We start from the raw sequence: 22,290 nt of genomic DNA, 5'->3' as shown, positions 1-22,290 counted from the left end.
TCCTGTGAGCCACGGAGCGAGCCACGGGCGGGTGCGGGGGGCGCGCGTGTGGGCACGCCCCCCCGCACCCCCGCAGGGGCCCTCGCCGTGCCGGTGTCAGGGGCGGGCGCCGTGGCGGATGGCGCGCATGTCGGCCGCCCACTTGTCCGCGTCGTCGGCGCGCAGCCGGAAGGAGTCGGCCGAGCCCCGGTGGGTGAAGACGTGCAGCCGGTTCTCCTCCACGCCGCGAAGCGCGGCGGCCGCCACCTGCTCCGGTTCGAGCACCTCGGACTTCTCCTTCAGCAGGGCGAGTTGCTCGTTGCTGCTGACGCTCTCGGCCAGCATCGGCGTGTTGACGGCCTGCGGCAGCAGACACGAGACGCCGATGCCGCGGTGTCCGTACTCGACCGCGAGGTACTCGGCGAACGCCACGGCGCCCTGCTTGGCGACCGAGTACGGTGCCGCGCCGAAGGCGGTGAGCACGCCGCAGGCCGCGATCGTCTGCAGCAGATGGCCGCGGCCGTTCGCCAGCATGGCCGGGAGGACCGCGCGGGCCGCGTACACGTGCGACATCATGTTGACGGTCAGGGCGCGCTGCCAGTCCTCGTCCGGGGCGTCGAAGCTGCCCGTCACCGTCAGACCGGCGTTGGACACGAACAGGTCGACGTCGCCGAACCGTTCCCGGGCGCGTTCCACGAGGGCCTGCACGGAGGCTTCGTCACCGACGTCGGCCTGTACGGCGAGGGCGTTGCCGCCGATGGCCGCGGCCGCCTTCTCGGCGGCGTCCAGGTCGATGTCGGACACCACCACGCCGCGGGCGCCGGCCGTGTCGAGCTTTTCGGCGATCGCCTTGCCGATGCCGCTGCCGGCCCCGGTGACGACGGCGACCCTGTCCTGAATCCTCATGTCACCGGCTCCCGAACGGATTGGTGATGACGTAGCGCCACTCGCCGGCGGCGTTCTTGCGCAGGACGTCGAAGCCGCGGCCGCTGCCGGTCATCTCCGGCGCGCCGGGCACCTCGATGCTCCAGTCGACGACGAGCGCTGCGGTGTCGCCCGCGATGTAGCACTCGCTGACCTCTGCCGAGAGCCGCGGGTCCCGTTCCAGGAACTCGGCGACGGCGGACCGGTGTTCGGCGCCGCTGACCGCCTTGCCGGGCTCCCACACCGCGGCGCCGCCGGGCGCGTAGACCGCCATGATCGCGTCGAGGTCCCGGTCGGCGTAGGCGTCCAGGTACCTCTGGTTCATCTCGGCCGGGTCGGCGGACTCGGCCGGCGCGGGGCCGGTGAGCCGCAGCGGGCGCACCTCCAGGTCCCGCTCCAGGTACTCCATGCGGTCGGCCAGGAACTCCTTCATGTACGGCTGCGCCAGGTGCCGGGCGAGGTCCGTGCGCGTCGCCCACACCTCGTAGAAGACGAACAGGTCGGGGTTGTCCGCGTCCTGGTTGATCCAACTCCCCAGGCAGCCGGGCTCGTTGTGGGACCGCTCGGCGAAGTCGACGAGCAGCTTGCCGAGGTCGGCGGCCCGTTCCGGCTTGGCGTGGGCGAAGCCGACCGCGGACTGGATGTCGTTCTGCATAGCTGGCTCCTCAGCCGATCAGGGTGCCGCCGGTGGCGTCGATGAAGGACCCGGTGACCCAGCGGGCGTCGTCGGAGGCGGCGAACGCGACCACGTCGGCGACCTCGGAGACCTCACCGACCCGCTTGAACGCGGACAGCGCGGACATCTGCTCGACGGCGGCCGGGTCGTCGAACACCGGGTCGCCGTTGTCCGTGATGCCGGGGGCGACCGTGTTGATGGTGATGTTGCGGGCCGCGAGGACCGGGGCCATGTGCAGGGTGATCTGCTCCAGGGCCGCCTTGCTCATCGCGTACGCGATCTGGATCGGGAACGCGGAGTGCGTGACCCCGGACGAGACGTTGACGATGTGCCCGCCGTCGGGGATCAGCTCCAGGGCCTTCTGGATCAGGAAGAACGGCGCCTTGGCGTTGATGGTGTAGCAGTTGTCGATGATGGCCTCGGTGACGGCGCTGGGGCCCGCGCCCTCGAAGCCGGTGGCGGCGGCGTTGTTGACGAGGATGTCCAGGTTCCCGGACCCGGTGCGCTCGGCCAGGCCGGCCTCCACGCCCGCCAGGAGCTGCTCGACGGCGCCGGGCTCGCCGAGCCGTGCGTGCACGGTGAAGGCCCGGCCGCCGGCCTCCTCGATGAGCGACACCGTCTCCTTCGCGGCGGCCTCGTTGGACGCGTAGTTCACCGCGACGACGGCGCCGTCCTGCGCGAGCCGGAGCGCGATGCCCCGGCCGATGCCGCGGCTGGCGCCGGTGACCAGTGCCGTCTTGTTCTTCAGCCTGCTCATGAAATGCCCTTCGGATCTGGGTGAGTCGGGTACGGAACGGCTGTGGCCGTTTCAGCTGCGGTGCTTGGCGACGGCTTCGCGCACGGCCGGGGCGATGTCCCCCGCCCAGCGGCCGACGGCGGCCTGGTCCGGCGTACCGCCGCGGGGGGAGAAGAGCATGAAGCCGCAGGCGCCGTGTTCGAGGACGGCACCGGTCAGTTCGTCGATCCACTGCTCGGTGGAGCCGCCGACCCAGCGGCCGTCCCGGTCCCGGGTGGCGGCCAGGGGCCGGTCGGTGATGCGGCCGGGGAAGTTGAAGACGGTGCGGACCTCGCGCGGGCTGCGGCCCACGGCCTGCGCGGCCTCGTCGACGACCGGCCGCGAGGCCCGGTAGCGCGGGCTGAGCCAGTCCGCGGCGTGGCCGGGGATCCAGCCGTCGGCGACCCGGCCGGTGGCGGCGAGGGACTTCGGGCCGACCGACCCGGTCCACACCGGCGGGGCCGGCACCGGGGCGGGGTCGATGCCCTCCACCCGGTAGTGGCGGCCGCGGAACGTGACCGGCGGGCCGCCGCCGGACAGCTTCTTGACGAGGACGATGGCCTCCTCGAACGCCTCGACGGCGGCCCCCGGGGTGAGCGGCTGCACGCCCATGTCGGCGATCCGCTCCCACAGCCCGCCGGCGCCCATGCCGAGCACGACCCGGCCGCCGGACAGCACCGACAGGGAGGTCACGGTCCGCGCCAGCATGGCGGGCGGGCGGGTCGGCAGGTTGCTGACGTTCGCGAATCCCGCGAGGTGCCGCGTCCGTCCGGTGACGAACCCGACGGCGGCGTACGCGTCGAGCCGCTGTCCGACGTAGGGGTGGTCCGAGAGGGAGAACAGGTCGAGGCCCTCGCGGTCGGCGAGCTGGGCCAGGTCGAGCAGCTGAGGCGCCTCGGCGACGGTGCTGTGCGCACCGAAGCCGAAGACGACTTCGCGGGTGGACAATGAAGTGGCCTTCCTGAGTGGGGTGTTCAGCCGGCGGTCGCGGCGAGGGACGCGTGGAACGCATAGCGGCGGCCCGCTCCGGCCTCGGCCTGCCCCATGTACGCGAGCAGCGGCTCGATCTCCGCCTTGATGTGGACGAGCGCCTCCGCCTCCGAGGCCCACTCGGACAGCAGGAAGATCCCGGAGTCGTCCGCCGAGACATGGAAGTTGGCGGCGATGGCACCCGGGTAGGCGCGGTCCTCCCCGACGGTCTTCTCCTCGGTGCCGAGCAGACCGTCGACCCAGGCGCGGGCCGTGTCGCCGTCGTTCATGGCGAAGAACGCGGCCGGGTAGCAGCCGACCGGCGGTACGGGGTCCGGCAGTTCGGTGGGCTGCACGCGGCGGTACAGCTCGACCGCCTGGGGCTCGCCCGGGGTGAGGCCAAGGGAGCGCCAGTCGGGCCGCAGGGCCGCGTACGCCTTGATCAGGACGTCCTGGCTCCCGGGGCCGGCCGCCCACTGGGCGTAGGCCAGCAGCGACGTGCCGTCGGTGCCGGTGAACAGGGACAGGCTCAGCAGCCCTGCGGGCCACTCGGCGGCCTGCCAGTGGGCGAGGACCGCCGCGGCGGCGGTCTCCAGGTGCCGGGGGTCGCCGAGGACGGCTTCCTCGACCAGTGCGGCGGTGACGTCGGGGCGGCCGAGGTCCGGCCTGACGTCCGAAGTGATGGGCATCGTCGGCTCCTTGGGGTCCGTGGGGGCTACGCGGCCTTGCGGCCGATGACCAGGACGTCGTCGTGCAGCCCGTCGACCTCGACGGTCTCCGGCTCGAACCCTGCCTCGCGCAGCCAGCCGTGCAGGTCGTCGGCGGCGTACTCGTGGCCGCCGCGGGACCAGACGAGCATGGTGAGCCCGGCCAGCGCCCCGTGCATCGAGGGCTGGTCGCCGCCCGCCATCGGGTCGTAGACGAAGACGGAACCGCCGGGCTTCAGGGCGTCGTAGGCCCGCTTCAGGAGGGCGACGCGGTCCTCGACGCCCCAGTTGTGCAGCACATGGCCGAAGACGAGGACGTCGGCCTGCGGCAGGTCGTCCTTGAAGAAGTCGCCGCCGTGGAAGGTGACGGGGCCGGCGGTGTCGCCGAGGCGGTCCATGTGCCGGTCGAACGCGGGCTTGAGGGGCGGCAGGTCGAAGACGGCGCCCTTGAGGTGCGGGTTGTGCGTGACGACCTGGTGCGCGAAGTTGCCGCGGGCGCCGCCGATGTCGACGAAGGACTCGTAGCCGCTCCAGTCGAAGCGGCTCAGGGCCTGCGCGATGGGGGCGTTGAGCAGGTCCATGCTGTCGAGGAAGCCGTCCGTGGCGTCCGCGTCCGCGTACAGGGTGTCGTACGGGTTGCCGATGACCGCTGCCTGGTTCTGCGGCTTGCCGGTGCGCAGCGAGTCGGCCAGACCGTTCCAGGCGGGGTTCAGCTCCTGCTCGCAGAAGTGCAGGTAGCCGCCGAGGTAGGCGGGGCGGCCCTTGACCAGGAACGCGTCGCTGACCGGGGCGTTGGCGAAGGTGCCGTCCGTGGACTGAAGCAGGCCGAGGTGGACGAGCCCGGCGAGCAGGTCGTTGGTGCCGCGCTCGACCAGGCCGAGGCGTTCGGCCAGCTCGGCGCTGGTCGCCGGGCCCTTGGCCACTTCGGTGAACAGGTCGTACTCGACGGCCGCGAGCAGCATCCGGGACTGCCACGAGCCGAGGATCAGGCCCATGACCGGGCCGGGGTGCACGGAGCTGTCGGTCGATTCGACTGCCATTGCGGTATGCCTCCTTGAGGGGGTGGAGCGGGTGGGGTGGAGCGTCATGGGGCGGGGTGCGGGCGCCGGGCGAGCGCGGCCAGGAGGCCGATCGCGCCGACGGCCGTGATCAGGAGCAGGGCCGGTCGTGGGCCCTGGGGCAGCAGGAGCGCGACCGGCGGGAGCAGCACGGCGGCGCCGAGCTGCACGCAGGCCTGGTAGACGGAGACGGCGGCGCTGCGGTCCGAAGCGTCGAGCCCGGCCGTCGCCTGCGCGTTCAGGGCGACGAACGCGCAGCAGAAACCGGCCTCGACCAGCAGCAGGGTCGGCAGCATGCCGGACAGGTACGAGGCGTCCTGGGCCCGTACGAGAGCGAGCAGGTAGCCGAGCAGGGGGAACAGCGCGCCGAGGGTGATGAGCCGGCGGGTGCCGTGGCGGGCGATGAACCGGCCGGCGAAGGGCACGGTCAGCGCCAGCGGGAGGCAGGCCGGGAGCAGCGCGAGCGCGGTCTGCCAGGGCGACCAGGCCAGGTCCGCCGCCATCCGGAACACGAGCAGGACCAGGACCGCCTGGTAGGTGCCGTTGAGTACGGCGGCGCCCAGGGCGGAGCGCGCCAGTGCGCCGGACTTCAGCAGCGCGGGGCGGGGCGGCCGGGGGCGCGGCGCGACCCGGTCCCGGGGCAGCACGTACGCCCCGGCGGCCAGGAGGGCCAGGGCGAGGGGTGCGGGGAACACGAAGACGGAGCGCCAGCTGGTCTCCAGGAGCGCGCCGGCGAGCAGCAGTCCCGCGGTGAACCCGGCGGCGCCGAACAGGGAGTACACCGACAGGGCCCGCCGCCGCTGCGGTCCTTCGGGGAACAGGTCGTTGATGATCGCGAGTCCGGTCGGCGCGGTGAGTGCCGCGCAGCAGCCCTTGACGACCCGGATCGCGACGAGGAGCGCGGGCCCGCCGACGAACCCGCCGGCCAGGGAGGCGAGGCCGAACAGCAGCATCGCCCCCAGGTAGGCGCGGCGCCGTCCGATGCGGGCGCACAGGACGGGCCCGAGCAGCAGCAGCGCGGCGAAGCCGAGGGCGAAGCCGCTCATCAGCCACTGGGCGCCCCACGGTGTGAGGCCGAACCGGCCGGCGAGGGTGGGCAGCGCGATGAGGACGACGGACACCTCGACGGCGTCGAGCAGCATGTTGCCGGAGAGCACCAGGAGCCGCGTCCACTGCCGCGGGCTCCAACTCCCGTGCACCGCCCGGGTGTCGGCGCCGGTGGTGGTGGTCACCAGTCCAGCACCTGGCCTTCGGGCGTGCCGTCCTCGCCGAGGAACCGGGCGGTGGGCCCGTCGTCGTCGAGGGTGGCGAGCAGCACCGGGATGTGCGCGCCCTGTTCGGTGGTGAGCTGTCCGTGGTGGCCGTTGATGTCGGTCGCGACGAAGCCCGGGGAGGCGGCGTTGACGAGGATGCCGGTGCCGCGCAGCTCGTTGGCGTAGGCCAGGGTGACCGCGTTGAGGGCGCTCTTCGACGTGGCGTACGAGAGCATCACCGGGAACTGTCCGGGCGGGTGCACTCCGGTCGGGTCGTGGTTCGCGGCAGCCGCCGACAGCGAGCCGATCGCGCTGCTCACGTTGACGATCCGGGCGGAGGGGGCCTTGCGCAGCAGGGGCAGCAGGGCGTTGGTCACGGTGATGGCGCCGAACACGTTGGTCTCGTAGACGGCGCGCACCTGCTCGGCGGGGGTTTCGCTGGGGGGCTGCATCGGGCCGCCGATGCCGGCGTTGTTGACGAGGACGTGCAGGACTCCGGACTCCTCCTGGAGGCGTCCGGCGGCGCGGGCGACGGAGGTCTCGTCCGTGACGTCGAGGTGCAGGAACCTCACGTCGTGGCCTTCGGCGCGCAGCGCGTCGGCGGCGGCGCGGCCGCGCTGCTCGTCCCGGGCCCCCAGGTAGACGGTCAGGCCGCGCTCGGCGAGCTGCCGGGCGATCTCACGGCCGATCCCCTTGTTGGCGCCGGTGACTACGGCGATGCGCGCGGTGTCGGCGGACATGGCTTGCCTCTCACACTGGTCGAGTTGGGTGGGGCTGCTCGGGCTCGGGCTCGGGCTCAGGCTCGGGCTAAGGCTCAGGCTCAGGCTCAGGCTCAGGCGAGCGTGCCGCCGGTGGCGTCGATGAAGGCGCCGGTGATCCAGCGGGCCTCGTCGGTGGTCAGGAAGGTGATGACGTCGGCGACGTCACCGGCCTCGCCGACCCGGTTGAACGCGGAGAACTGCGACATCGCCGCGACCGCGTCCGCGTTGTCGAAGATCGCGCCGCCGTTGTCGGTGATGCCCGGCGCCACGCTGTTGATGGTGATGCCGCGCGGCGCGATGACGCGCGCCAGCTGGAAGGTGAGCTGTTCGACGGCGCCCTTGGTCATGGCGTAGGCCAGCTGGTCGGGCACGGCGGTGCGGGTCACGCCGGTGGAGATGTTGACGATGCGCCCGCCGTGCGGCATGAGGCCGAGGGCCCGCTGCACGATGAAGTACGGCGCCTTCGCGTTGACGGCGAAGCAGCGGTCGAACTCCTCGGGGGTGAGGTCCTCGGGCGCCGAACCCGTCGACGTCACGGCCGCGTTGTTGACCAGGATGTCGAGGCGGGTGTCCCCGGTCCGCTCCTTGAGGCCGCGTTCCAGGCCCAGGAACAGCTCGTGCACGTCGCCGGGGACGCCGAGTTCGGCCCGGACCTTGAAGGCACGGCCGCCGTCCTTCTCGATGAGGGCGACGGTCTCGTCGGCCGCCTCGTCGTTCGCCGCGTAGTGCACGGCGACCAGGGCGCCCTCGCGGGCGAGGCGGACGGCGGTGGCCCTGCCGATGCCGCGGCTTGAGCCGGTCACGAGGGCGGTCTTGTCGGTGAGCCTGTCCACGGGTGGCCTTCCGGGTCGGTGGGTGGTCGAGGGGTGCCGCCCAGCGGGCGGGCCTGCGGGCCCGCGGCCGGCGGGCCGCGGGTCCGTGGGCGGAGGGTCGGGCGGCGGGTCGGCGGGTACGTCGAGGCCGCTGATCATGCGGGCCAGGTGACGGCGGGCCGCCCCGAACTCCAGGACTTCGCCGAGGACTTCCCGTACGGCGGTGACCTCGTCGCCCCCGAACAGCAGCTGTGCCTGCGCCTGGATGTTGGTCAGGGTGCGGGCCCCGACCGGGTGGCGTGCCGCGTGGTAGAAGCCGAGGCTCTCGGGCGGGGCGCCCGACGTGGCCGTGCCGGCGAGCCGCCGGCCGAGGCAGGCCGCGTCCTGCAGACCGAGGTTGACGGCCTGTCCGCCGACCGGCATCTGCAGGTGCGCGGCGTCCCCGGCGAGCAGCACCCGGTCCCGCCGGTACTCGGTGACCTGCCGGGACGTGTTGTCGAAGCGGTTCAGCCAGAGCGCCCGGCCATGCCGGATGTCCTCGCCGGTCACGTCCGCCCAGGCGGCGCTCACCTGGTCGAAGTCCGGTTCGCCGTCCGGCTGGACGCCGAACCGGTGGACCATCAGCCGGGTGGTGCCGTCGGGCCTGCGGTACGCGGTGGCGATCCCGTCGGGGAAGCGCTGCAGGCGCCGGTTGTCGATGTCGAGCCCGGCGACGTCGGCCCGCAGCATCACCTTGTCGGCGGCGCGCCCGGCGAGTTCGAAGCCGCCGAGTTCCCGCACGGTGCTGCGCTCGCCGTCGCAGCCGGCCACGTATCCGGCGGTGACGGTGTACGGCTCGACGTCCGGGCCCCGTACGTCGAGCCGTACGCCGTCCGGGGTCTGCCGCAGGCCGGTCACGGTGTGGCCGCGGCGGATCTCGGCGCCCAGGTCGAGCGCGTGGCGCTCCAGCTCCGCCTCCAAGTGGTGCTGCAGGCACTCCCACTGACCGGCCAGGGGGTGGTCCGGGTCGGCTTCGGCCAGGTCGAGTCGGAGGCCGCCGAAGTGCCCCGGGCCCACCGGCGGGAGCTCGCCGAGTCGGGGCAGCAGGCCGCGGTCGGCGAAGATGTCCATCGTGCGGGTGTGCAGGACCGAGGCCCGGGACTCGCCGCTGGGCTCGGTGCGGCGCTCCAGTACGAGGGTGCGGGCACCGCCGCCGCGCAGTTCGGCGGCGAGGAACAGCCCGACGGGCCCCGCGCCCACCACGACGACGTCTGCGTCCTGTTCGTACGGCGTCATCGGCCCTGTCCCGAGGCCGGTCCGAACCAGCGGTTCAGGGCGGTGGCCAGGTCGTGGTGGCTGCCGGGCGCCGCCCAGGCCACATACCCGTCCGGGCGCAGCAGCACGGCGGTGGTGCCGGTCAGCGGGCTGCCTTCGGGGACCGGGCCGGGGGTGGCGGTCACGAGGTCGACGCGGTCGCGCCAGCCCTGTGCGCGGCGCCGCAGCACGGCGTTGTCGTCGAGGTCGAGGAGCACGCCGCGGCCGGTGCGCAGCAGCGCGGTGCTGGTGGTGTCCCCGGCCCGGGTGGTGACCGGGAGATGCGGGAGCCGTCGGCCGAGCAGCGGGTTGCCGCCGGCGCCGGCCTCGTACCGGATGTCGAGGCCGCTGACCTTGGCCGCGAGGTGGCGGGCGACCTCCGGGTACTCGATGAGCTCGGCGAGCACGCTGCGCAGCGGCTGGGCCTCCTCGCCGCCCAGGACGAGCAGGCTCTGCGCCCGGGTGTTGGCGAGCAGCCCCTGCCCCACGGCGTGGCGTTCGGTGTGGTACGTGTCGAGCAGCGCCTCGGGGGCGTCGCCGCGCAGGACGAGGGCCAGCTTCCAGCCGAGGTTGTGCGCGTCCTGGACGCTGGTGTTCATGCCCTGGCCGCCCGCGGGCAGGTGGACGTGGGCGGAGTCGCCGGCCAGCAGGATCCGCCCGCGCCGGTACTCCGTGACCTGCCGGGTGGCGTCGCCGAAGGCGCTGACCCAGACCGGCTCCGCGTGCGCGATGTCGGTGCCGGTGAGCCGCTTCCAGAGGTCGGCGACCTCGGTGAAAGCGGGCGGTCCGGTGCGCCGCCGCGGCGGGATGCCGTGCTCGCCGACGATGACCCGGTGGATGCCGCCGGCGAGTTTCGCGACCATCACGAAGCCGCCGCCGACCTGCTGGCCGGTCATGCGCGGTTCGAGCTCCACGCCGCGCAGGTCGGCGAGGAGCATCTCGGTGGTGGCCGCCGTGCCGGGGAAGTCGAACCCGGCGGCCTTGCGTACGGTGCTGCGCCCGCCGTCGCAGCCGACGAGGAAGCGGGCGCGTATCTCCTCCTGCCCGTCGTCATGTCGCACCGTCACCGTCACGCCGTCGCCGTCGTCCCGCAGCGAGACGACCTCGTGGCCGCGGCGGATGTCGGCGCCGAGGTCCGTGGCCCACGCCTCCAGGGCCTCCTCGGTGACGGACTGCGGGACGGTGCGGGCGGCCTCGTGGGCGGCGCCGAGGATGCCCATGTCCAGCGGGAGGCCGCCGAAGTGCCCCATGGTGCCGGTCTCGTAGGCGCCGAGCCGGGCCAGGAGTCCGCGCTGGTCGAACACCTCCATGGTGCCGATGGTCAGGCCGATCCCCCGGGACTCCCCGGTGCGCCGGGGATGGCGTTCGAGCACCGTGACGTCGGTCCCCGCGAGCCGTAGCTCCCCGGCGAGCATCAGCCCGGCGGGTCCCGCTCCAACAACGACCACCGAAGCGTCCATGAACCTCTCCTTCTCCAAGCGAGTAGCGGTGCCGCGGACAGCGGCTGTCCGGCCGCGCCGCCGTACAGGCACGCCACGGGCACCGAACGCAGCGTGATGACGGGTTCCGTGGGGGTTGCCAGGGCGGCGGCGGCCGCGTGCTGGGACCCGGCCAGGACGTCGCGGACGACCCAGCCCGGCGGGCCCGGCGGGGCGTCGGCGTCGGTGCCGGCGCCCAGGTAGTCGCGGGCGGGGCCGCGGCCGAGGCCGGTGCCGAGGCCCTTCAGGTAGGCCTCCTTGCGGGTCCACAGCCGGGCGAAGGCACCCTGCCGCTGGGCGTGCGGCAGGGCGCGCAGCTCACGCCACTCGGCCGGGTGCAGCGCCGGCCCGCACACTTCGACCGTGCCCGGCGACGGGATGCGCTGGACGTCCACCCCGACGACGGCGGCGGCCGTGCCGATGAGGATCAGTCCGTGGCTGTGCGACAGCGAGAAGTGCACCGGTGCGGGCGGATACAGCAGTACGGGCTTGTTCCTGCGGTGCGCCCACAGCGGTCCCGGTTCCCGTCCCAGGCGCAGCCGGTCCGGCGGGTATCCGGTGGAGGCCGCCAGAATCCGTCGCAGCGCGATGTGCGCGGACAGGTACTGCACCCGGTCCTGGGGACGTACGAACAGCTCCGCCCGCCGTGCCTCGGCCTCGTCGAGCTCGTGGGCCGCGAGACGGCCCGCTGCGGGGCTGTCCGGCAACGGCGGGCGGATCAACCACAGGGAGAGTTCGGCCGGTTCGCGCAGTACACGGCGCGGCGGCGTCGGCGCCCCTGGCCCGCTCGCGTCAGCGCCGGCCCTCGGCATGGGCCTTCGCGTGCCCGAGGGTGGCCTTGCTGTTGGTGCTGAGCGCGTTGTGCACGTACGCGCGGGCGTCGGCGACCGTGGCGTCCTCGCCCAGGATCCGGGCGATGTTCGCGGTGTTGAGGACGACGGTGTGCTGGGAGGACGCGGTGACGCCGGTGTCGGTCTCGGTGAACGTCCAGTAGCCGGTGTGCAGCGTCATGAGGGCCGGCAGGGTCACCTGCTTGTAGGCGATCTTGTGGTGCGGGAACGTCACCCGGTACGACTTGGTGGTGTGCACGGAGCCGTCCTTGGCGCGCGTGTCCATCTCCAGGGTCTGCAGGCCGGGGGTGTCCTCCGTCAGGCGCACCGTGGCCACGTGGGGCAGCCGCTGCGACCACAGCTGTGCCTCGTTGATGAACTCGTAGACGTCCTTGGCGGCGCCGTCGACGGTGACGGAGTCCTCGAAGGAGAAGGTGAGTTCGTCCTCGGCGTGGGCCCGTTCGACGTTGGTCCGCAGCGCGGCCAGCTCCGAGCGGGAGTTGCGGTCGACGGCCTCGTCGATCCACTTCAGGCTGTCGGGGTCGTCGTCGACCGCCCGGTAGTCGTGCAGCAGCCGGATCCTCGACTCCGTCGCGGAGAGCGGCTCGATGATCCAGGCGCCGCCCATGGCCGCGACGGGCGGGGTCGACACCTCCTGGCGGAAGTCGATGCGCAGGCTGCCGGGGTCCAGGGTGCGGCGCGAAGTCCAGTTCTTGGGCTCGCCGTTGGCGGTGGCCCAGATCTGGATGCGCTCGTCGTTCGCACCGCGCTCCACGTGCTCGACGTGGATGGTCGGCGGGAAGATCCGCGGCCAGTTCTCGACCTCGGCGATGAGCCGGTACACCGTCTCGGCCGGTGCGGCCGCGGTGATCTCGTGCTCGACCTCACGGATGGTCATGTTCAGCTCCCTTGAGGCAGGTCAGAAGTTGCCGAGTCCGCCGCAGACGTTGAGCGCCTGCGCGGTGATGGAGGCCGCCGTGTCGGAGGCCAGGTAGCCGACGAGTCCGGCCACCTCCTGGGGCGTGGAGTACCGGCCGAGCGGGATCTTGCCCTGGAACTTCTCCAGGATGGCGTCCTCGCTGGTGTCGTACGCGGCGGCGTAGCCCTGCCGTACGCGCTGCGCCATGGGGGTCTCCACGTAGCCCGGGCACACCGCGTTGACGGTGATGCCGGTGGGCGCCAGCTCGTTGCCGAGGGCCTTGGTGAAGCCGACGACGCCGTGCTTCGACGCCGAGTACGGGGCGCCGAGTACGACGCCCTGCTTGCCGGCCGTCGAGGCGATGTTGATGATGCGGCCCCGGTCCTTGTTCCGCAGGCCGCCGGTGTTGAGCACCTCGCGGGTGACGCGGAAGACGCTGGTGAGGTTGGTCTCCAGGACGTCCGCCCACAGCTCGTCGGCGATGTCGGCGGTGACGCCGCCGCCGCTGCGGCCGGCGTTGTTGACCAGTACGTCGACGCCGCCGTACGTGTCGACGGCGGCGGTGACGAAGGCCCGTACGTCCTCGGCGGAACGGACGTCCACGGTCCGGCCGTCGGCCTCCAGGCCCTCGGCCTGGAGCTCCTTGACGGTCGCGGCGACGTTGTCGGCGTCGCGCGCCCCGATGAACACCCGGTGGCCCTGCTGGGCGAGGAGCCGGGCGGCGGCGAGGCCGATCCCGCTGGTGGCTCCCGTGACAAGCGCGACCCGCTTCTCCTGCTCTGGCATGTCTGTCGTCTCCAGTGGTCCGATGTGAACTCTGTACGTGGTGCGGTCGAGCGCGGCGGTGCGCGGCGGTGCGCGGTGGTCGACGCCCGCTGTGTGCGGTCAGACCAGGGCGGCGAGGGCGCCGTTCACGGTCTCGATGAGCGAGCGCGGGGTGTGCGTGATGCTGAGCGTGGTCTCGTCGAGGGATATGCCGTACTCGCGCTCGATGCGGCCGCCGGTCTCCAGGAGCGCGAGCGACTCGTAGTTCAGGGACTCGAAGTCCGTGTCGAGGATGTCGCCGTCGAGGTTGACGGCCTCGTCGGCGCCGGCCGCCTCGATCAGGATGCGGCGCAGGTCGTCGAGGGTGAATTCCTTGTGGGCCATGGCGGTTTCGGTTCCTTTGCGTGAGGGTGGGTCAGTCGGCGGAGCGGGCCACGAGCGCGGAGTTGAAGCCCCCCTGCCCGCGGGCGAGGACGAGCGCGGTGCGCACCTCGGTGGTGCGGGGCTGGCCCACCACGAGGTCCAGGCCGTACTCGTCGGCAGGCTCGACGTTCACGGTGGGCGGGACGAGCCCCTCTTCCATGGCGAGGAAGACGGTCGCGAGGTCGAGCGCGCCGGCGCCCGAGTACAGGGCTCCGGTCATGGTCTTGGGCACGGTCACCGGGACCCGCCGGGCCCCGAACACCTCGTTCAGCGCGTCCGCCTCGGCCCGGTCGAGGTCGGGGACGGCCGCGCCGTCGGCGAAGACCACGTCCACGTCGGCCGCGTCGACGCCGGCGTCGGCGAGGGCGAGCTCGATGGCCTTGCCCAGCGCGGGCGGGCGTCCGCTGCCCGGCTTCGGGTCGAACGTGGCCCCGTATCCGGCGATCCGGCCGTAGACCTTGGCGCCGCGCGCGCGGGCGAGGTCCTCACGTTCGAGGATGACGAGGGCGCCGCCCTCGCCCGGGACGTGTCCGGCCGCCCTGGCGTCGAAGGGCAGGTAGGCGCGGGCCGGGTCGTCGCCGGTGCTCAGCCGTCCGCTGGTCTGCTGCGCCACCCAGCCCCAGGGGCAGAGCGAGGCGTCGACGGCGCCGGAGACGACGAGGGGCGTGCCCTTGCGGACCTGGCGGCGGGCCTGCGCGACGGAGTCCAGGCCGCCGGCCTGGTCGCTGACGACGACCCCGCTCGGGCCCTTCATGCCGTGCCGGATGGAGATCTGGCCGCTGTTGACGGCGTAGAACCAGGCGAAGGACTGGTACGCGCTCACGTACTCGCTGCCCTGGCTCCACAGCCGCTCCAGCTCGCGCTGGCCGAACTCGAACCCGCCGGACGCGCTGGAGGTGACGACGCCCATGTCGAACGCGGGCAGTTCCTGCGGGCGCACCCCGGCGTCCTCCAGGGCCCAGTCCGCGGCGACGAGCGCCAGGCGGGTCATCCGGTCGGTCTGCGGCATCAGCCGGTTCGGCAGGAACTCCTCGGCCCGGAAGCCGTGGATCTCGCCGGCGAGGCGGGACGGGTACTGGCTGGGGTCGAATCGGCTCAGGCGGCCGATGCCGCTCTTGCCGACCCGGGTGGCCGCCCAGTAGTCGTCGGCGCCCAGGCCGTTGGGGGCGACGACGCCGAGGCCGGTCACCACTACGGAGGCGGTCATGCGGCGGTCCTTTCCGGCCGGGCGAGGACCATCGCGCTCTGGAATCCTCCAAAGCCGCTGCCGACGGTCAGCACGGCATCTGTGGTGTGTTCCCGTGCGGTGAGGGGGACATAGTCGAGATCGCATTCGGGGTCCGGCTCGTGGAGGTTCGCCGTGGGCGGCACCACGTGATGCGTCATGGCGAGCGTCGACGCGGCGATCTCGATGGCCCCGATCGCGCCGAGGGAGTGGCCGACCATGGACTTGATGGAGCTCACCGGGGTGGCGTAGGCGTGGCTGCCCAGGCTCTTCTTGAACGCGGCGGTCTCGTGCCGGTCGTTCTGCTTCGTGCCCGAACCGTGCGCGTTGACGTAGTCGATCCGCTCCGGGGCGAGCTGCGCCTCGTCGAGCGCGACGCGGATGGCCTCGGCCATCTCGGCGCCGTCCGGGCGCAGTCCGGTCATGTGGTACGCGTTGCTGCGCGTGGCGTACCCGGCGATCTCCGCGTAGATGCGGGCGCCGCGGCGCCGGGCGCTCTCCAGCTCCTCCAGGACGAAGAAGGCCGAGCCCTCGCCGAGCACGAAGCCGTTGCGGGTGCCGTCGAAGGGGCGGGAGGCGCGCTCCGGCTCGTCGTGCCGGGGGGTGGTGGCCCTGATCGCGTCGAAGCACGCCATCGTGATCGGGGAGATGGGTGCGTCGGTGGCGCCCGCGACCATGGTGTCGGCGCTGCCCTCGCGGATCAGCTCGACGGCGTACCCGATGGAGTCGATGCCCGACGTGCAGCCGGTGGACACCACCGCGTTCGCGCCTTCGGCACCCACCGCCCAGGCCACCTCGGCGGCGAACGAGCTGGGCACGAAGTGGTTGTACAGATGCGGGACCGCGTAGGTGTGGTCGACGAGGTTGAGGCGGCCGCCGTCGCTGACGACCCGGTACTCCTCGTCGAGCCCGGTGGTCGCGCCGACGGCCGTGCCGACGGTCACCCCGGTGCGGTGCGGGGGCAGTCCGCTCAGGTCGAGGCCGCTGTCGGCGAGGGCGCCGCGGGCGGCGACCACGGCGAACTGTCCGGCCCGGTCCATCCGCCGGCTCTCCTGCGGGCTGAGGCCGTGCGCGTCCGGGTCGAAGTCGATCTCGGCGGCCACGCGCGAGCGGAACGGCGACGGGTCGAAGAACGTGATGCCGCGGGTCGCGGTACGGCCCTCGCTGAGCAGGGACCAGAACGCCTCGGTGCCGACACCGCCCGGTGCCAGCACCTCAAGGCCCGTGATGACTACGCGCCGGCCGCTCACGACGTCGCCTCCCAGTGGTAGAAGCGGGTCGCCATGGCGTCGGCGGGCGAGCGCCAGGTCGCGGGGTCGTAGGCCTCGATGAAGGGCAACAGGTCGTCGCTGATCCGGACGAAGCGCGGGTCGGTCTTCGCCTCCTCGATCTGCTGACCGCCGTGCTCCGTGTCGAAGTCCTGCAGGTGGAAGTAGAGGCCGCGGTAGTGGAAGAGCTGCCGGCGGCGGGTGCCCATCCGGTGCGGCATCTCGGTGGCGTCGAACGCCTCGAAGAGATCGGCCACTTGGACTGCGGATCCGGGTTCCATCCTGGCCACGATCAGGTTGCTGTGCATGCGTTGTTTCTCCAAGTTGAGACAGGGCAGTACGACATGCCGGACGTTCTGGCCGGAACTCAGCTGTGAACGCGAGGGACGCGTCGGAATGTCCGGCGGCCGATTCGACGCTCAGGAAATCCGGAGAGCTCAGAAAATCGGGAGAGTTCAGGAAATCCGGAGAGCTCAGGGAGCCCGAAGAACTCAGGGAATCCGGCGACTTTGCGGGGCCGGGCTCCAGCGACAAAGCGCCGGACGTTGTCATCAATATTCTTCGCTTTCCGCCCGCAGTTCAAGGGAAGAATGTTCAAATCCCCGTCGAGATCGACAGGTTGACTGCAGAGAACGCCGTCACTGCGGCGGGTTCCCGTGCTTGCGCGAGGGCAGGTCGGCGTGCTTGGCGCGCAGCATGTCGAGGGAGCGGATCAGGACCGTGCGGGTCTCCCGCGGGTCGATGACGTCGTCGATGAGCCCGCGCTCGGCCGCGTAGTACGGATGCATCAGTTCGCTCTTGTACGCGTCGATGCGCTCCTGGCGCACCGCGTCGGGGTCGTCGGCCGAGTTGATCTCCCGGCGGAAGATGACGTTCGCGGCGCCCTCGGCGCCCATGACGGCGATCTCGTTGGTCGGCCAGGCCAGGGCCAGGTCGGCGCCGATGGAGCGGGAGTCCATGACGATGTAGGCGCCGCCGTACGCCTTGCGAAGGACGAGCGAGATGCGTGGCACGGTCGCGTTGCAGTACGCGTAGAGCAGCTTGGCCCCGCGCCGGATGATGCCGTTGTGCTCCTGGTCCACACCGGGCAGGAAGCCGGGCACGTCGACGAGGGTGACCAGGGGGATGTTGAACGCGTCGCAGAACTGCACGAAGCGCGCCCCCTTCTCCGAGGCGTCGATGTCCAGCACCCCTGCCATGGCGGCGGGTTGGTTGGCGACGACGCCGACGACGTGGCCGTCGATGCGGGTCAGCGCGCACACGATGTTCGTCGCCCACAGCGGGTGCACCTCGAAGTACTCGCCGTCGTCGACGATCTCCTCGATCACCTTGCGGATGTCGTACGCCTGTCCGGCCTCCGCCGGCACCAGGTCGAGGAGCGCGTCGCACAGCCGGTCGGCCGGGTCGCCGGAGCGGGCCACCGGCGCCAGTTCCCGGTTGTTCGCGGGCAGCAGCGACAGGAGGTAGCGGACGTCCTCGATGCACTCCTCCTCGTCGTCGTAGGCGAAGTGGGAGACGCCGGAGGTGGCGGAGTGCGCGTCGGCGCCGCCCAGGCCGTTCTGGGTGATGTCCTCGCCGGTGACTGCCTTGACGACGTCGGGTCCCGTGATGAACATCTGGCTGGTCTCGCGCACCATGAACACGAAGTCGGTGAGGGCCGGCGAGTAGGCGGCCCCGCCGGCGCACGGGCCGAGCATCACGGAGATCTGCGGAATGACGCCGGAGGCCCTGGTGTTGCGCTGGAAGATGCCGCCGTAGCCGGCCAGCGCCGTCACGCCCTCCTGGATCCGGGCTCCGGCCCCGTCGTTGAGCGAGACGAGCGGGGCGCCCGCCGCCTCGGCCAGGTCCATGATCTTGTGGATCTTCTGGGCGTGCGCCTCGCCGAGGGCGCCGCCGAAGATCCGGAAGTCGTGCGCGTAGACGAAGACCGTGCGGCCCTCGACCGTGCCCCAGCCGGTGAGCACACCGTCGGTGTACGGCTTCTTGTCCTCCAGGCCGAAGCCGGTCGCCCGGTGCCGGCGCAGCGGTTCGACCTCGTTGAACGAGCCCTTGTCCAGGAGCAGGTCGATCCGCTCCTGGGCGGTCAGCTTTCCCTTGCCGTGCTGGCGTTCGGTGGCCGCCGGGTCCGGGCCCTGCCGGGCGGCGTCCTTGATCTGTGTCAGCTCCTCGATCCGGGACCGGACCGAGTCCTGCGCTGTGCCCATGGTTGATCCACTCTCCCTGCGTCGTTGAGGTCTCGTTCGAGCCGTACGGCGTCGTGCCGACGGCGGGCGCGGGTCCGGCCGCCGGGAGCGGTCAGCGGCGCCCTTCGGGGGCGTACAGCCGGATGAAGTCCACGACGCCGGCGGCGATGAGCGAGTCGGTCTCGAAGTCGGTCAGCGGCAGCGCCCCGTGGAAGGAGCGCTGCACGACACCGCCCGCGACCAGCTGGACGAACCGTTCGGCCGCGTGCCCGGCGTCCGTGAGCGAGAGCAGCCCGTCGTCGGCCAACCGCTGCAGCCTGCGGGCGAGTTCACGGTTGGCCTGCCGGGGACCGGCGCTCTGCCACATCTCCACCACCCCGGCCGGCCACGCGGCGATCTCCGCGCCGAGGTGGCGGACGATGGCGAAGTGCTCGGGGAAGTCGGCCAGCGGAGTCAGCCAGGCGTGGCCGAGCGCGACCAGGTCCTTCTCCAGGCCGGTGATCTCGGTGAGGTGGTCCTCGGCGATGATCGTCAGCCGGGTGGCGACGGTGGCGGCGCCTTCGAGCAGGACCGTGAGCAGCAGCTGCTCCTTGTCCTTGAAGTAGTGCAGGACCGTGGCCTCGTCGAGGTCGCACTCCTCGGCGACGGCGGGGACACCGGTGCGGGCCCAGCCGTCCCGGGCGAACACGGTGCGCGCCGCCCGCATGACGGCCTGCCGCTCCTCCGCGGGCCCGGCCTGCACCCGCGGGGCGGTGATCTGCTGTGTGGTCATGGCGTTTTCCTCCGTATGGCGGGTGGAGACGGGTGGGTCCGGCGGCTGCCGTGTGCCGGGCGTCGCGAGGCGGGCGGGACTTCACGGACCTGGCCCAGGAGTACGACGGCGGCCGCGAGCGCGGAGGCCGCGCCGCCGGTGATGAGTCCGGAGCGTGGCCCGAACGCTTCGCTGAGCGCTCCGACGAGGAGTGCGCCCAGCGGGGTGGTGCCCTGGAAGATCAGGGTGTAGACGGCCAGGACCCGGCCTCGGTAGGCGGGGTCGGTGCCCAGCTGGATGCGGTGGTTCGCGGCCTGCGCGAAGTAGAGGGAGCCGAAGCCCGCCCCGAACAGCAGGACGGCGGCCGTGGCATACGTGGGCGCGAATCCGGCCGCGGCCTCCACGACTCCGAAGCCGAAGGCGGCGCCGACGACGAGCCCGGCGGTGGGCCGGCCGCGGCGGCGGGTGGTGACGAACGCGGCGAGCAGTCCGCCGGCGGCGAAGACCGCGGTGAGCAGGCCGAAGCCGGTGGCGTCGGAGTGGAACACCGACTTCGCCATGAGCGGCAGGGTGAGCTGGAAGTTGAGGCCCAGCATGCCGACCACGGCGACCAGGAACATCGGCAGCAGCAGATCGCGGCGCGCCGTCAGGTGGCGGATGCCGTCCATGACGGGCGCGCGGCGCGGCCGCCGCGCGCTGCGGTGCAGTTCCGCCGGCCGCATCAGGCGCAGGCCGACGACCGTGGCCAGATAGCTCACGGCGTTGAGGAGCATCACGGGCCCGCTGCCGAGCCAGCCGATCAGCAGTCCGGCGAGGGCAGGTCCGAGCACGCGCGCGGAGTTGAAGTACGCGGCGCTGAGCGCGGAGGCGTTGGGCAGCAGCTCGGGTCCGACGAGTTCGCTGACGAACGACATACGGGCCGGTACTTCGACCGCGTTGACGATGCCCAGCGCGAGGGCGAAGGCGAACACGTGCCAGAGCCCGGCCACCCCGCTCAGCACGAGCAGGCCGAGGAGGAGCGCCAGGAGCCCCGCGGCGATGTTCGCGGCCAGCAGCAGGCGGCGCTTGTCGTGCCGGTCGGCGAGGCCGCCCGCGTGCAGGGAGAGCAGCAGCAGGGGCGCGAACTGGAGGGCGGTCACCACGCCCAGGGCGGATGCGGAGTCATCGGTCATCGAGAGGACGAGCCAGTCCTGGGCGACGACCATCATCCAGGTTCCGGCGACGGAGACGAGCTGTCCCGCGGCGAACAGCCGGAAGTTGCGGATGGTCAGGGACTGGAACGTGCCGGCGAACGGGGATCTCATCGTGTCCTCGGGAACGCGGCTGGTTTCGCCGGAGCGGATGCACTGCCCGGATGCGGCGGGCCGGAATTCCACGGGGCCGTACGGGCACACGGCGTGGGACTCTGCCTGAAAGCTTCCTCGGCCGCGTTCAGCGGGTCAAGAAGTTCCATGTCAGATCGCGGTCAATCCATGTCACCGAAAAGCCAACCGCGCCATCCGCGCCCGCTGCAGGGGAAGGTGAATTCAGGTCAGCGTCCGGTAAACGAATTCACCGATTCTCCGGAATACGTCATGCCCGCCATGAAACATCCTCAAGCCCTTGGGCCGATGCGGATGACCGAAATAGCGTGCTCGCAGGGGAACAACTCTGTGAGGAGTCGAAGTGCATCAGAAGACCATCCGGACGGACATGGCAACGGCTCTCTGCACGGGCGTGGGCTGTGACCGCCGCGCGGTGGACGGCCGGTCCCGGCGGCTCACCGTCACCGGCTGCAGGCTGTGCTCGTCGTGTCGCGAACGTCTGGTTCTCGACCTGAAGCGGTTGCCGGCCCTGTACGAGGAGTGCGCGCTGTATCTCGACGGTGCGGCGGCGGGTGGCCGGCCTTGCGACGTGAAGACCTCGGGCGGCCCGCTGCCCGGGATGCCGTTCAACGCGCGTGCGGCCGACGTGCGTTCGTCGATCCTGTCGGTGCTCAGCGCGTGGGCCACCTTGGTGCTTGAGGAGCGCGGCCTGGCCGGTCCGCGCCGGGCGGTGGGGGCGCTGACGGAGTTTCTGGCGCGCCACGGTGACTGGCTCGCCGCTCATCCGGCGGCGAGTGAGGTCAGCGACGAGGTGGCTCGGCTGGTGCGCTCGGCCCGCAACGTGATCGATCCGTCGACGTGCCGGCGTATCCCGGTCGGCTGCTGTGTGGAGCCGGACTGCTCGGGTGAACTCACCGCCGTGGTGCGGGTGCAGCAGCCGCAGCTGCCGTCCAGGATCAGCTGTACGGAGGATGCCTCCCATCACTGGTTCGGGCACGAGTGGTTGCAGCTGAGCCGCCGGATCGGTGCGGCGGCCGCTCGCGGCGGCGACGGCCGCGCGGACGGGCCTGCCGGGGCGGCGGCGCAGGATCCGGGCGAGGAGGCGCCCGCCACGGTGCGCTGGTTGACGGCCGCGGACATAGCGAGGCTGTGGACCATTCCGCCGGGCAGTGTCTACCGGCATGCGAGCACGGAGAAGTGGCGCCGCCGCAGCCGCTCGGGGCGGACGTACTACCACGGCACGGACGTCCACCGAACGCTGCACGCCCGGAGAGCCACGGCACCGGCCTGCTGAGCACCGGCGGCTGCGGTGCGCGTACGAGGAGGTGCCCGGCGCGCGACCGGGGGCCTCCTCGTGACCGCACCCATCGCGCCCCGGGTGGGCGTAGTGCGCGGCCAGTTGGAGTGTGAGGCCGCCGGTGCGCCGCCGTCGGGCGGAGTGGGACGGTGGAGTCTCCGCTGGAAGGCGCTTGAGGATCAGGACGGAAGGGGCCCGTCGTCGATCTCGCGCCAGAAGTCGTCGACGCGTGCGTTGAACACGTCCGGGGTCTCTACAAAACACCCCGGCTGGTGCACGCGCTGCCCCCGGCACCACCGGGCTGCCCCTGCGGATGCTCCGCATCCTGGAAACGGCACCACCGCGACGCTCCGCGTCGCACCCACACGAGGCGATTCACCCCGGCCGCCAACGGAGTCGTAAACGACCGGGGTTCCCCGGGTTCACCGCAAGATCCCAGCTGAAGCCCGACCGGGGCCTCGTACGGACAGTGTGCGGAGGTCAGTCCTTGATTTCGCAGATGGAGGCGCCGGAGGTGAGGGAGTTGCCGATCTCCGCGGTCAGGCCCTTGACGGTGCCGGACTTGTGGGCGTTGAGGGGCTGTTCCATCTTCATGGCCTCCAGGACGACGACGAGGTCGCCCTCCTTGACCTCCTGGCCC

General features: G+C 72.2%; 22 protein-coding genes. 1 reads left to right on the top strand and 21 read right to left on the bottom strand.

The window, feature by feature from the left end; all coding sequences use genetic code 11:
- Positions 1-96: 96 nt before the first annotated feature.
- The 20 genes from QIS99_RS29810 to QIS99_RS29715 all read right to left on the bottom strand — a co-directional run bounded on the left by QIS99_RS29810 (position 97) and on the right by QIS99_RS29715 (position 20,353).
- Positions 97-885 (bottom strand): SDR family oxidoreductase, encoded by a 789-nt coding sequence (locus QIS99_RS29810; protein WP_282516839.1) that lies wholly within the window; start codon positions 883-885, stop codon positions 97-99.
- Position 886: 1 nt separating this feature from the next.
- Positions 887-1,558, bottom strand: coding sequence for an antibiotic biosynthesis monooxygenase (locus QIS99_RS29805; protein ID WP_282516838.1), 672 nt, complete (start codon positions 1,556-1,558; stop codon positions 887-889).
- A 10-nt stretch (positions 1,559-1,568) separates the two neighbouring features.
- Positions 1,569-2,336 carry an SDR family NAD(P)-dependent oxidoreductase gene (locus QIS99_RS29800; RefSeq protein ID WP_282516837.1) on the bottom strand — a complete coding sequence of 256 codons (768 nt, stop codon included), beginning with the start codon at positions 2,334-2,336 and terminating at the stop codon, positions 1,569-1,571.
- Positions 2,337-2,387: 51 nt separating this feature from the next.
- Positions 2,388-3,302 (bottom strand): LLM class flavin-dependent oxidoreductase, encoded by a 915-nt coding sequence (locus tag QIS99_RS29795; RefSeq protein ID WP_282516836.1) that lies wholly within the window; start codon positions 3,300-3,302, stop codon positions 2,388-2,390.
- A gap of 26 nt (positions 3,303-3,328) precedes the next feature.
- Entirely contained in the window at positions 3,329-4,012 is a 684-nt protein-coding gene (locus QIS99_RS29790; protein ID WP_282516834.1) for a hypothetical protein, read from the bottom strand.
- Between the two features lie 26 nt (positions 4,013-4,038).
- Positions 4,039-5,070 (bottom strand): methyltransferase, encoded by a 1,032-nt coding sequence (locus QIS99_RS29785; protein WP_282516833.1) that lies wholly within the window; start codon positions 5,068-5,070, stop codon positions 4,039-4,041.
- A 44-nt stretch (positions 5,071-5,114) separates the two neighbouring features.
- A complete protein-coding gene (locus QIS99_RS29780) occupies positions 5,115-6,320 on the bottom strand; it encodes an MFS transporter (protein WP_282516832.1) in 1,206 nt (401 codons plus the stop codon).
- Entirely contained in the window at positions 6,317-7,081 is a 765-nt protein-coding gene (locus QIS99_RS29775) for an SDR family oxidoreductase (protein ID WP_282516831.1), read from the bottom strand. The genes QIS99_RS29780 and QIS99_RS29775 overlap by 4 nt, the downstream gene beginning before the upstream one ends.
- 92 nt (positions 7,082-7,173) lie before the next feature.
- A complete protein-coding gene (locus QIS99_RS29770; protein WP_282516830.1) occupies positions 7,174-9,189 on the bottom strand; it encodes an SDR family oxidoreductase in 2,016 nt (671 codons plus the stop codon).
- The gene (locus QIS99_RS29765; RefSeq protein WP_282516829.1) at positions 9,186-10,667 is read right to left on the bottom strand and encodes an FAD-dependent monooxygenase; all 1,482 of its coding nucleotides are present in this window, start codon (positions 10,665-10,667) and stop codon (positions 9,186-9,188) included. Before QIS99_RS29765 ends, QIS99_RS29770 begins: the two co-directional genes overlap by 4 nt.
- Positions 10,622-11,497: a 4'-phosphopantetheinyl transferase family protein gene (locus tag QIS99_RS29760; protein WP_282516828.1), complete on the bottom strand. Its 876-nt coding sequence runs from the start codon at positions 11,495-11,497 to the stop codon at positions 10,622-10,624. The genes QIS99_RS29765 and QIS99_RS29760 overlap by 46 nt, the downstream gene beginning before the upstream one ends.
- Positions 11,478-12,413, bottom strand: coding sequence for an aromatase/cyclase (locus tag QIS99_RS29755; RefSeq protein ID WP_282516827.1), 936 nt, complete (start codon positions 12,411-12,413; stop codon positions 11,478-11,480). The genes QIS99_RS29760 and QIS99_RS29755 overlap by 20 nt, the downstream gene beginning before the upstream one ends.
- A 21-nt stretch (positions 12,414-12,434) precedes the next feature.
- Complete coding sequence (fabG, locus tag QIS99_RS29750; protein ID WP_282516826.1) at positions 12,435-13,220, bottom strand: 3-oxoacyl-ACP reductase FabG; 786 nt, start codon at positions 13,218-13,220, stop codon at positions 12,435-12,437.
- 99 nt (positions 13,221-13,319) lie between these two features.
- The gene (locus QIS99_RS29745) at positions 13,320-13,583 is read right to left on the bottom strand and encodes a phosphopantetheine-binding protein (RefSeq protein ID WP_282516825.1); all 264 of its coding nucleotides are present in this window, start codon (positions 13,581-13,583) and stop codon (positions 13,320-13,322) included.
- A gap of 31 nt (positions 13,584-13,614) precedes the next feature.
- Positions 13,615-14,829, bottom strand: a complete 1,215-nt coding sequence (locus tag QIS99_RS29740; protein WP_282516824.1) for a ketosynthase chain-length factor — start codon at positions 14,827-14,829, stop codon at positions 13,615-13,617.
- On the bottom strand, positions 14,826-16,097 hold the full coding sequence (locus QIS99_RS29735) for a beta-ketoacyl-[acyl-carrier-protein] synthase family protein (RefSeq protein ID WP_282516823.1): 1,272 nt from the start codon (positions 16,095-16,097) through the stop codon (positions 14,826-14,828). Before QIS99_RS29735 ends, QIS99_RS29740 begins: the two co-directional genes overlap by 4 nt.
- Complete coding sequence (locus QIS99_RS29730; RefSeq protein ID WP_282516822.1) at positions 16,094-16,423, bottom strand: TcmI family type II polyketide cyclase; 330 nt, start codon at positions 16,421-16,423, stop codon at positions 16,094-16,096. Before QIS99_RS29730 ends, QIS99_RS29735 begins: the two co-directional genes overlap by 4 nt.
- Positions 16,424-16,753: 330 nt before the next feature.
- The gene (locus QIS99_RS29725; protein ID WP_282516821.1) at positions 16,754-18,319 is read right to left on the bottom strand and encodes an acyl-CoA carboxylase subunit beta; all 1,566 of its coding nucleotides are present in this window, start codon (positions 18,317-18,319) and stop codon (positions 16,754-16,756) included.
- Between the two features lie 91 nt (positions 18,320-18,410).
- Positions 18,411-19,070: a TetR/AcrR family transcriptional regulator gene (locus tag QIS99_RS29720; RefSeq protein ID WP_282516820.1), complete on the bottom strand. Its 660-nt coding sequence runs from the start codon at positions 19,068-19,070 to the stop codon at positions 18,411-18,413.
- A complete protein-coding gene (locus QIS99_RS29715; RefSeq protein WP_282516819.1) occupies positions 19,067-20,353 on the bottom strand; it encodes an MFS transporter in 1,287 nt (428 codons plus the stop codon). The genes QIS99_RS29720 and QIS99_RS29715 overlap by 4 nt, the downstream gene beginning before the upstream one ends.
- Positions 20,354-20,714: 361 nt before the next feature.
- On the opposite strand from QIS99_RS29715, the gene QIS99_RS29710 reads away from it, so the two are divergent.
- Complete coding sequence (locus QIS99_RS29710; protein WP_282516818.1) at positions 20,715-21,647, top strand: hypothetical protein; 933 nt, start codon at positions 20,715-20,717, stop codon at positions 21,645-21,647.
- Positions 21,648-22,130: 483 nt separating this feature from the next.
- On the opposite strand, the gene QIS99_RS29705 is transcribed toward QIS99_RS29710, so the two are convergent.
- Positions 22,131-22,290 (bottom strand): acetyl-CoA carboxylase biotin carboxyl carrier protein subunit (locus tag QIS99_RS29705; protein WP_349017273.1); only part of this gene is annotated, 160 nt, incomplete at its 5' end.

Origin of the sequence: Streptomyces solicavernae, assembly GCF_029968095.1 — a bacterium.
Classification (GTDB): domain Bacteria; phylum Actinomycetota; class Actinomycetes; order Streptomycetales; family Streptomycetaceae; genus Streptomyces; species Streptomyces solicavernae.
The sequence above is the reverse complement of the archived record's forward strand: the minus strand, read 5'-3'. Positions and strand labels throughout refer to the sequence as shown.

Bases quoted from the DNA above. Each gene is read 5' to 3' on its own strand.
- QIS99_RS29800 (WP_282516837.1), bottom strand. From the start codon at position 2,336: ATGAGCAGGCTGAAGAACAAGACGGCACTGGTCACCGGCGCCAGCCGC.
- QIS99_RS29765 (WP_282516829.1), bottom strand. From the start codon at position 10,667: ATGGACGCTTCGGTGGTCGTTGTTGGAGCGGGACCCGCCGGGCTGATG.
- QIS99_RS29740 (WP_282516824.1), bottom strand. From the start codon at position 14,829: ATGACCGCCTCCGTAGTGGTGACCGGCCTCGGCGTCGTCGCCCCCAAC.
- fabG (WP_282516826.1), bottom strand. From the start codon at position 13,220: ATGCCAGAGCAGGAGAAGCGGGTCGCGCTTGTCACGGGAGCCACCAGC.
- QIS99_RS29790 (WP_282516834.1), bottom strand. From the start codon at position 4,012: ATGCCCATCACTTCGGACGTCAGGCCGGACCTCGGCCGCCCCGACGTC.
- QIS99_RS29770 (WP_282516830.1), bottom strand. From the start codon at position 9,189: ATGACGCCGTACGAACAGGACGCAGACGTCGTCGTGGTGGGCGCGGGG.
- QIS99_RS29720 (WP_282516820.1), bottom strand. From the start codon at position 19,070: ATGACCACACAGCAGATCACCGCCCCGCGGGTGCAGGCCGGGCCCGCG.
- QIS99_RS29775 (WP_282516831.1), bottom strand. From the start codon at position 7,081: ATGTCCGCCGACACCGCGCGCATCGCCGTAGTCACCGGCGCCAACAAG.
- QIS99_RS29760 (WP_282516828.1), bottom strand. From the start codon at position 11,497: ATGCCGAGGGCCGGCGCTGACGCGAGCGGGCCAGGGGCGCCGACGCCG.
- QIS99_RS29715 (WP_282516819.1), bottom strand. From the start codon at position 20,353: ATGAGATCCCCGTTCGCCGGCACGTTCCAGTCCCTGACCATCCGCAAC.
- QIS99_RS29745 (WP_282516825.1), bottom strand. From the start codon at position 13,583: ATGGCCCACAAGGAATTCACCCTCGACGACCTGCGCCGCATCCTGATC.
- QIS99_RS29785 (WP_282516833.1), bottom strand. From the start codon at position 5,070: ATGGCAGTCGAATCGACCGACAGCTCCGTGCACCCCGGCCCGGTCATG.
- QIS99_RS29755 (WP_282516827.1), bottom strand. From the start codon at position 12,413: ATGACCATCCGTGAGGTCGAGCACGAGATCACCGCGGCCGCACCGGCC.
- QIS99_RS29725 (WP_282516821.1), bottom strand. From the start codon at position 18,319: ATGGGCACAGCGCAGGACTCGGTCCGGTCCCGGATCGAGGAGCTGACA.
- QIS99_RS29805 (WP_282516838.1), bottom strand. From the start codon at position 1,558: ATGCAGAACGACATCCAGTCCGCGGTCGGCTTCGCCCACGCCAAGCCG.
- QIS99_RS29730 (WP_282516822.1), bottom strand. From the start codon at position 16,423: ATGCACAGCAACCTGATCGTGGCCAGGATGGAACCCGGATCCGCAGTC.
- QIS99_RS29810 (WP_282516839.1), bottom strand. From the start codon at position 885: ATGAGGATTCAGGACAGGGTCGCCGTCGTCACCGGGGCCGGCAGCGGC.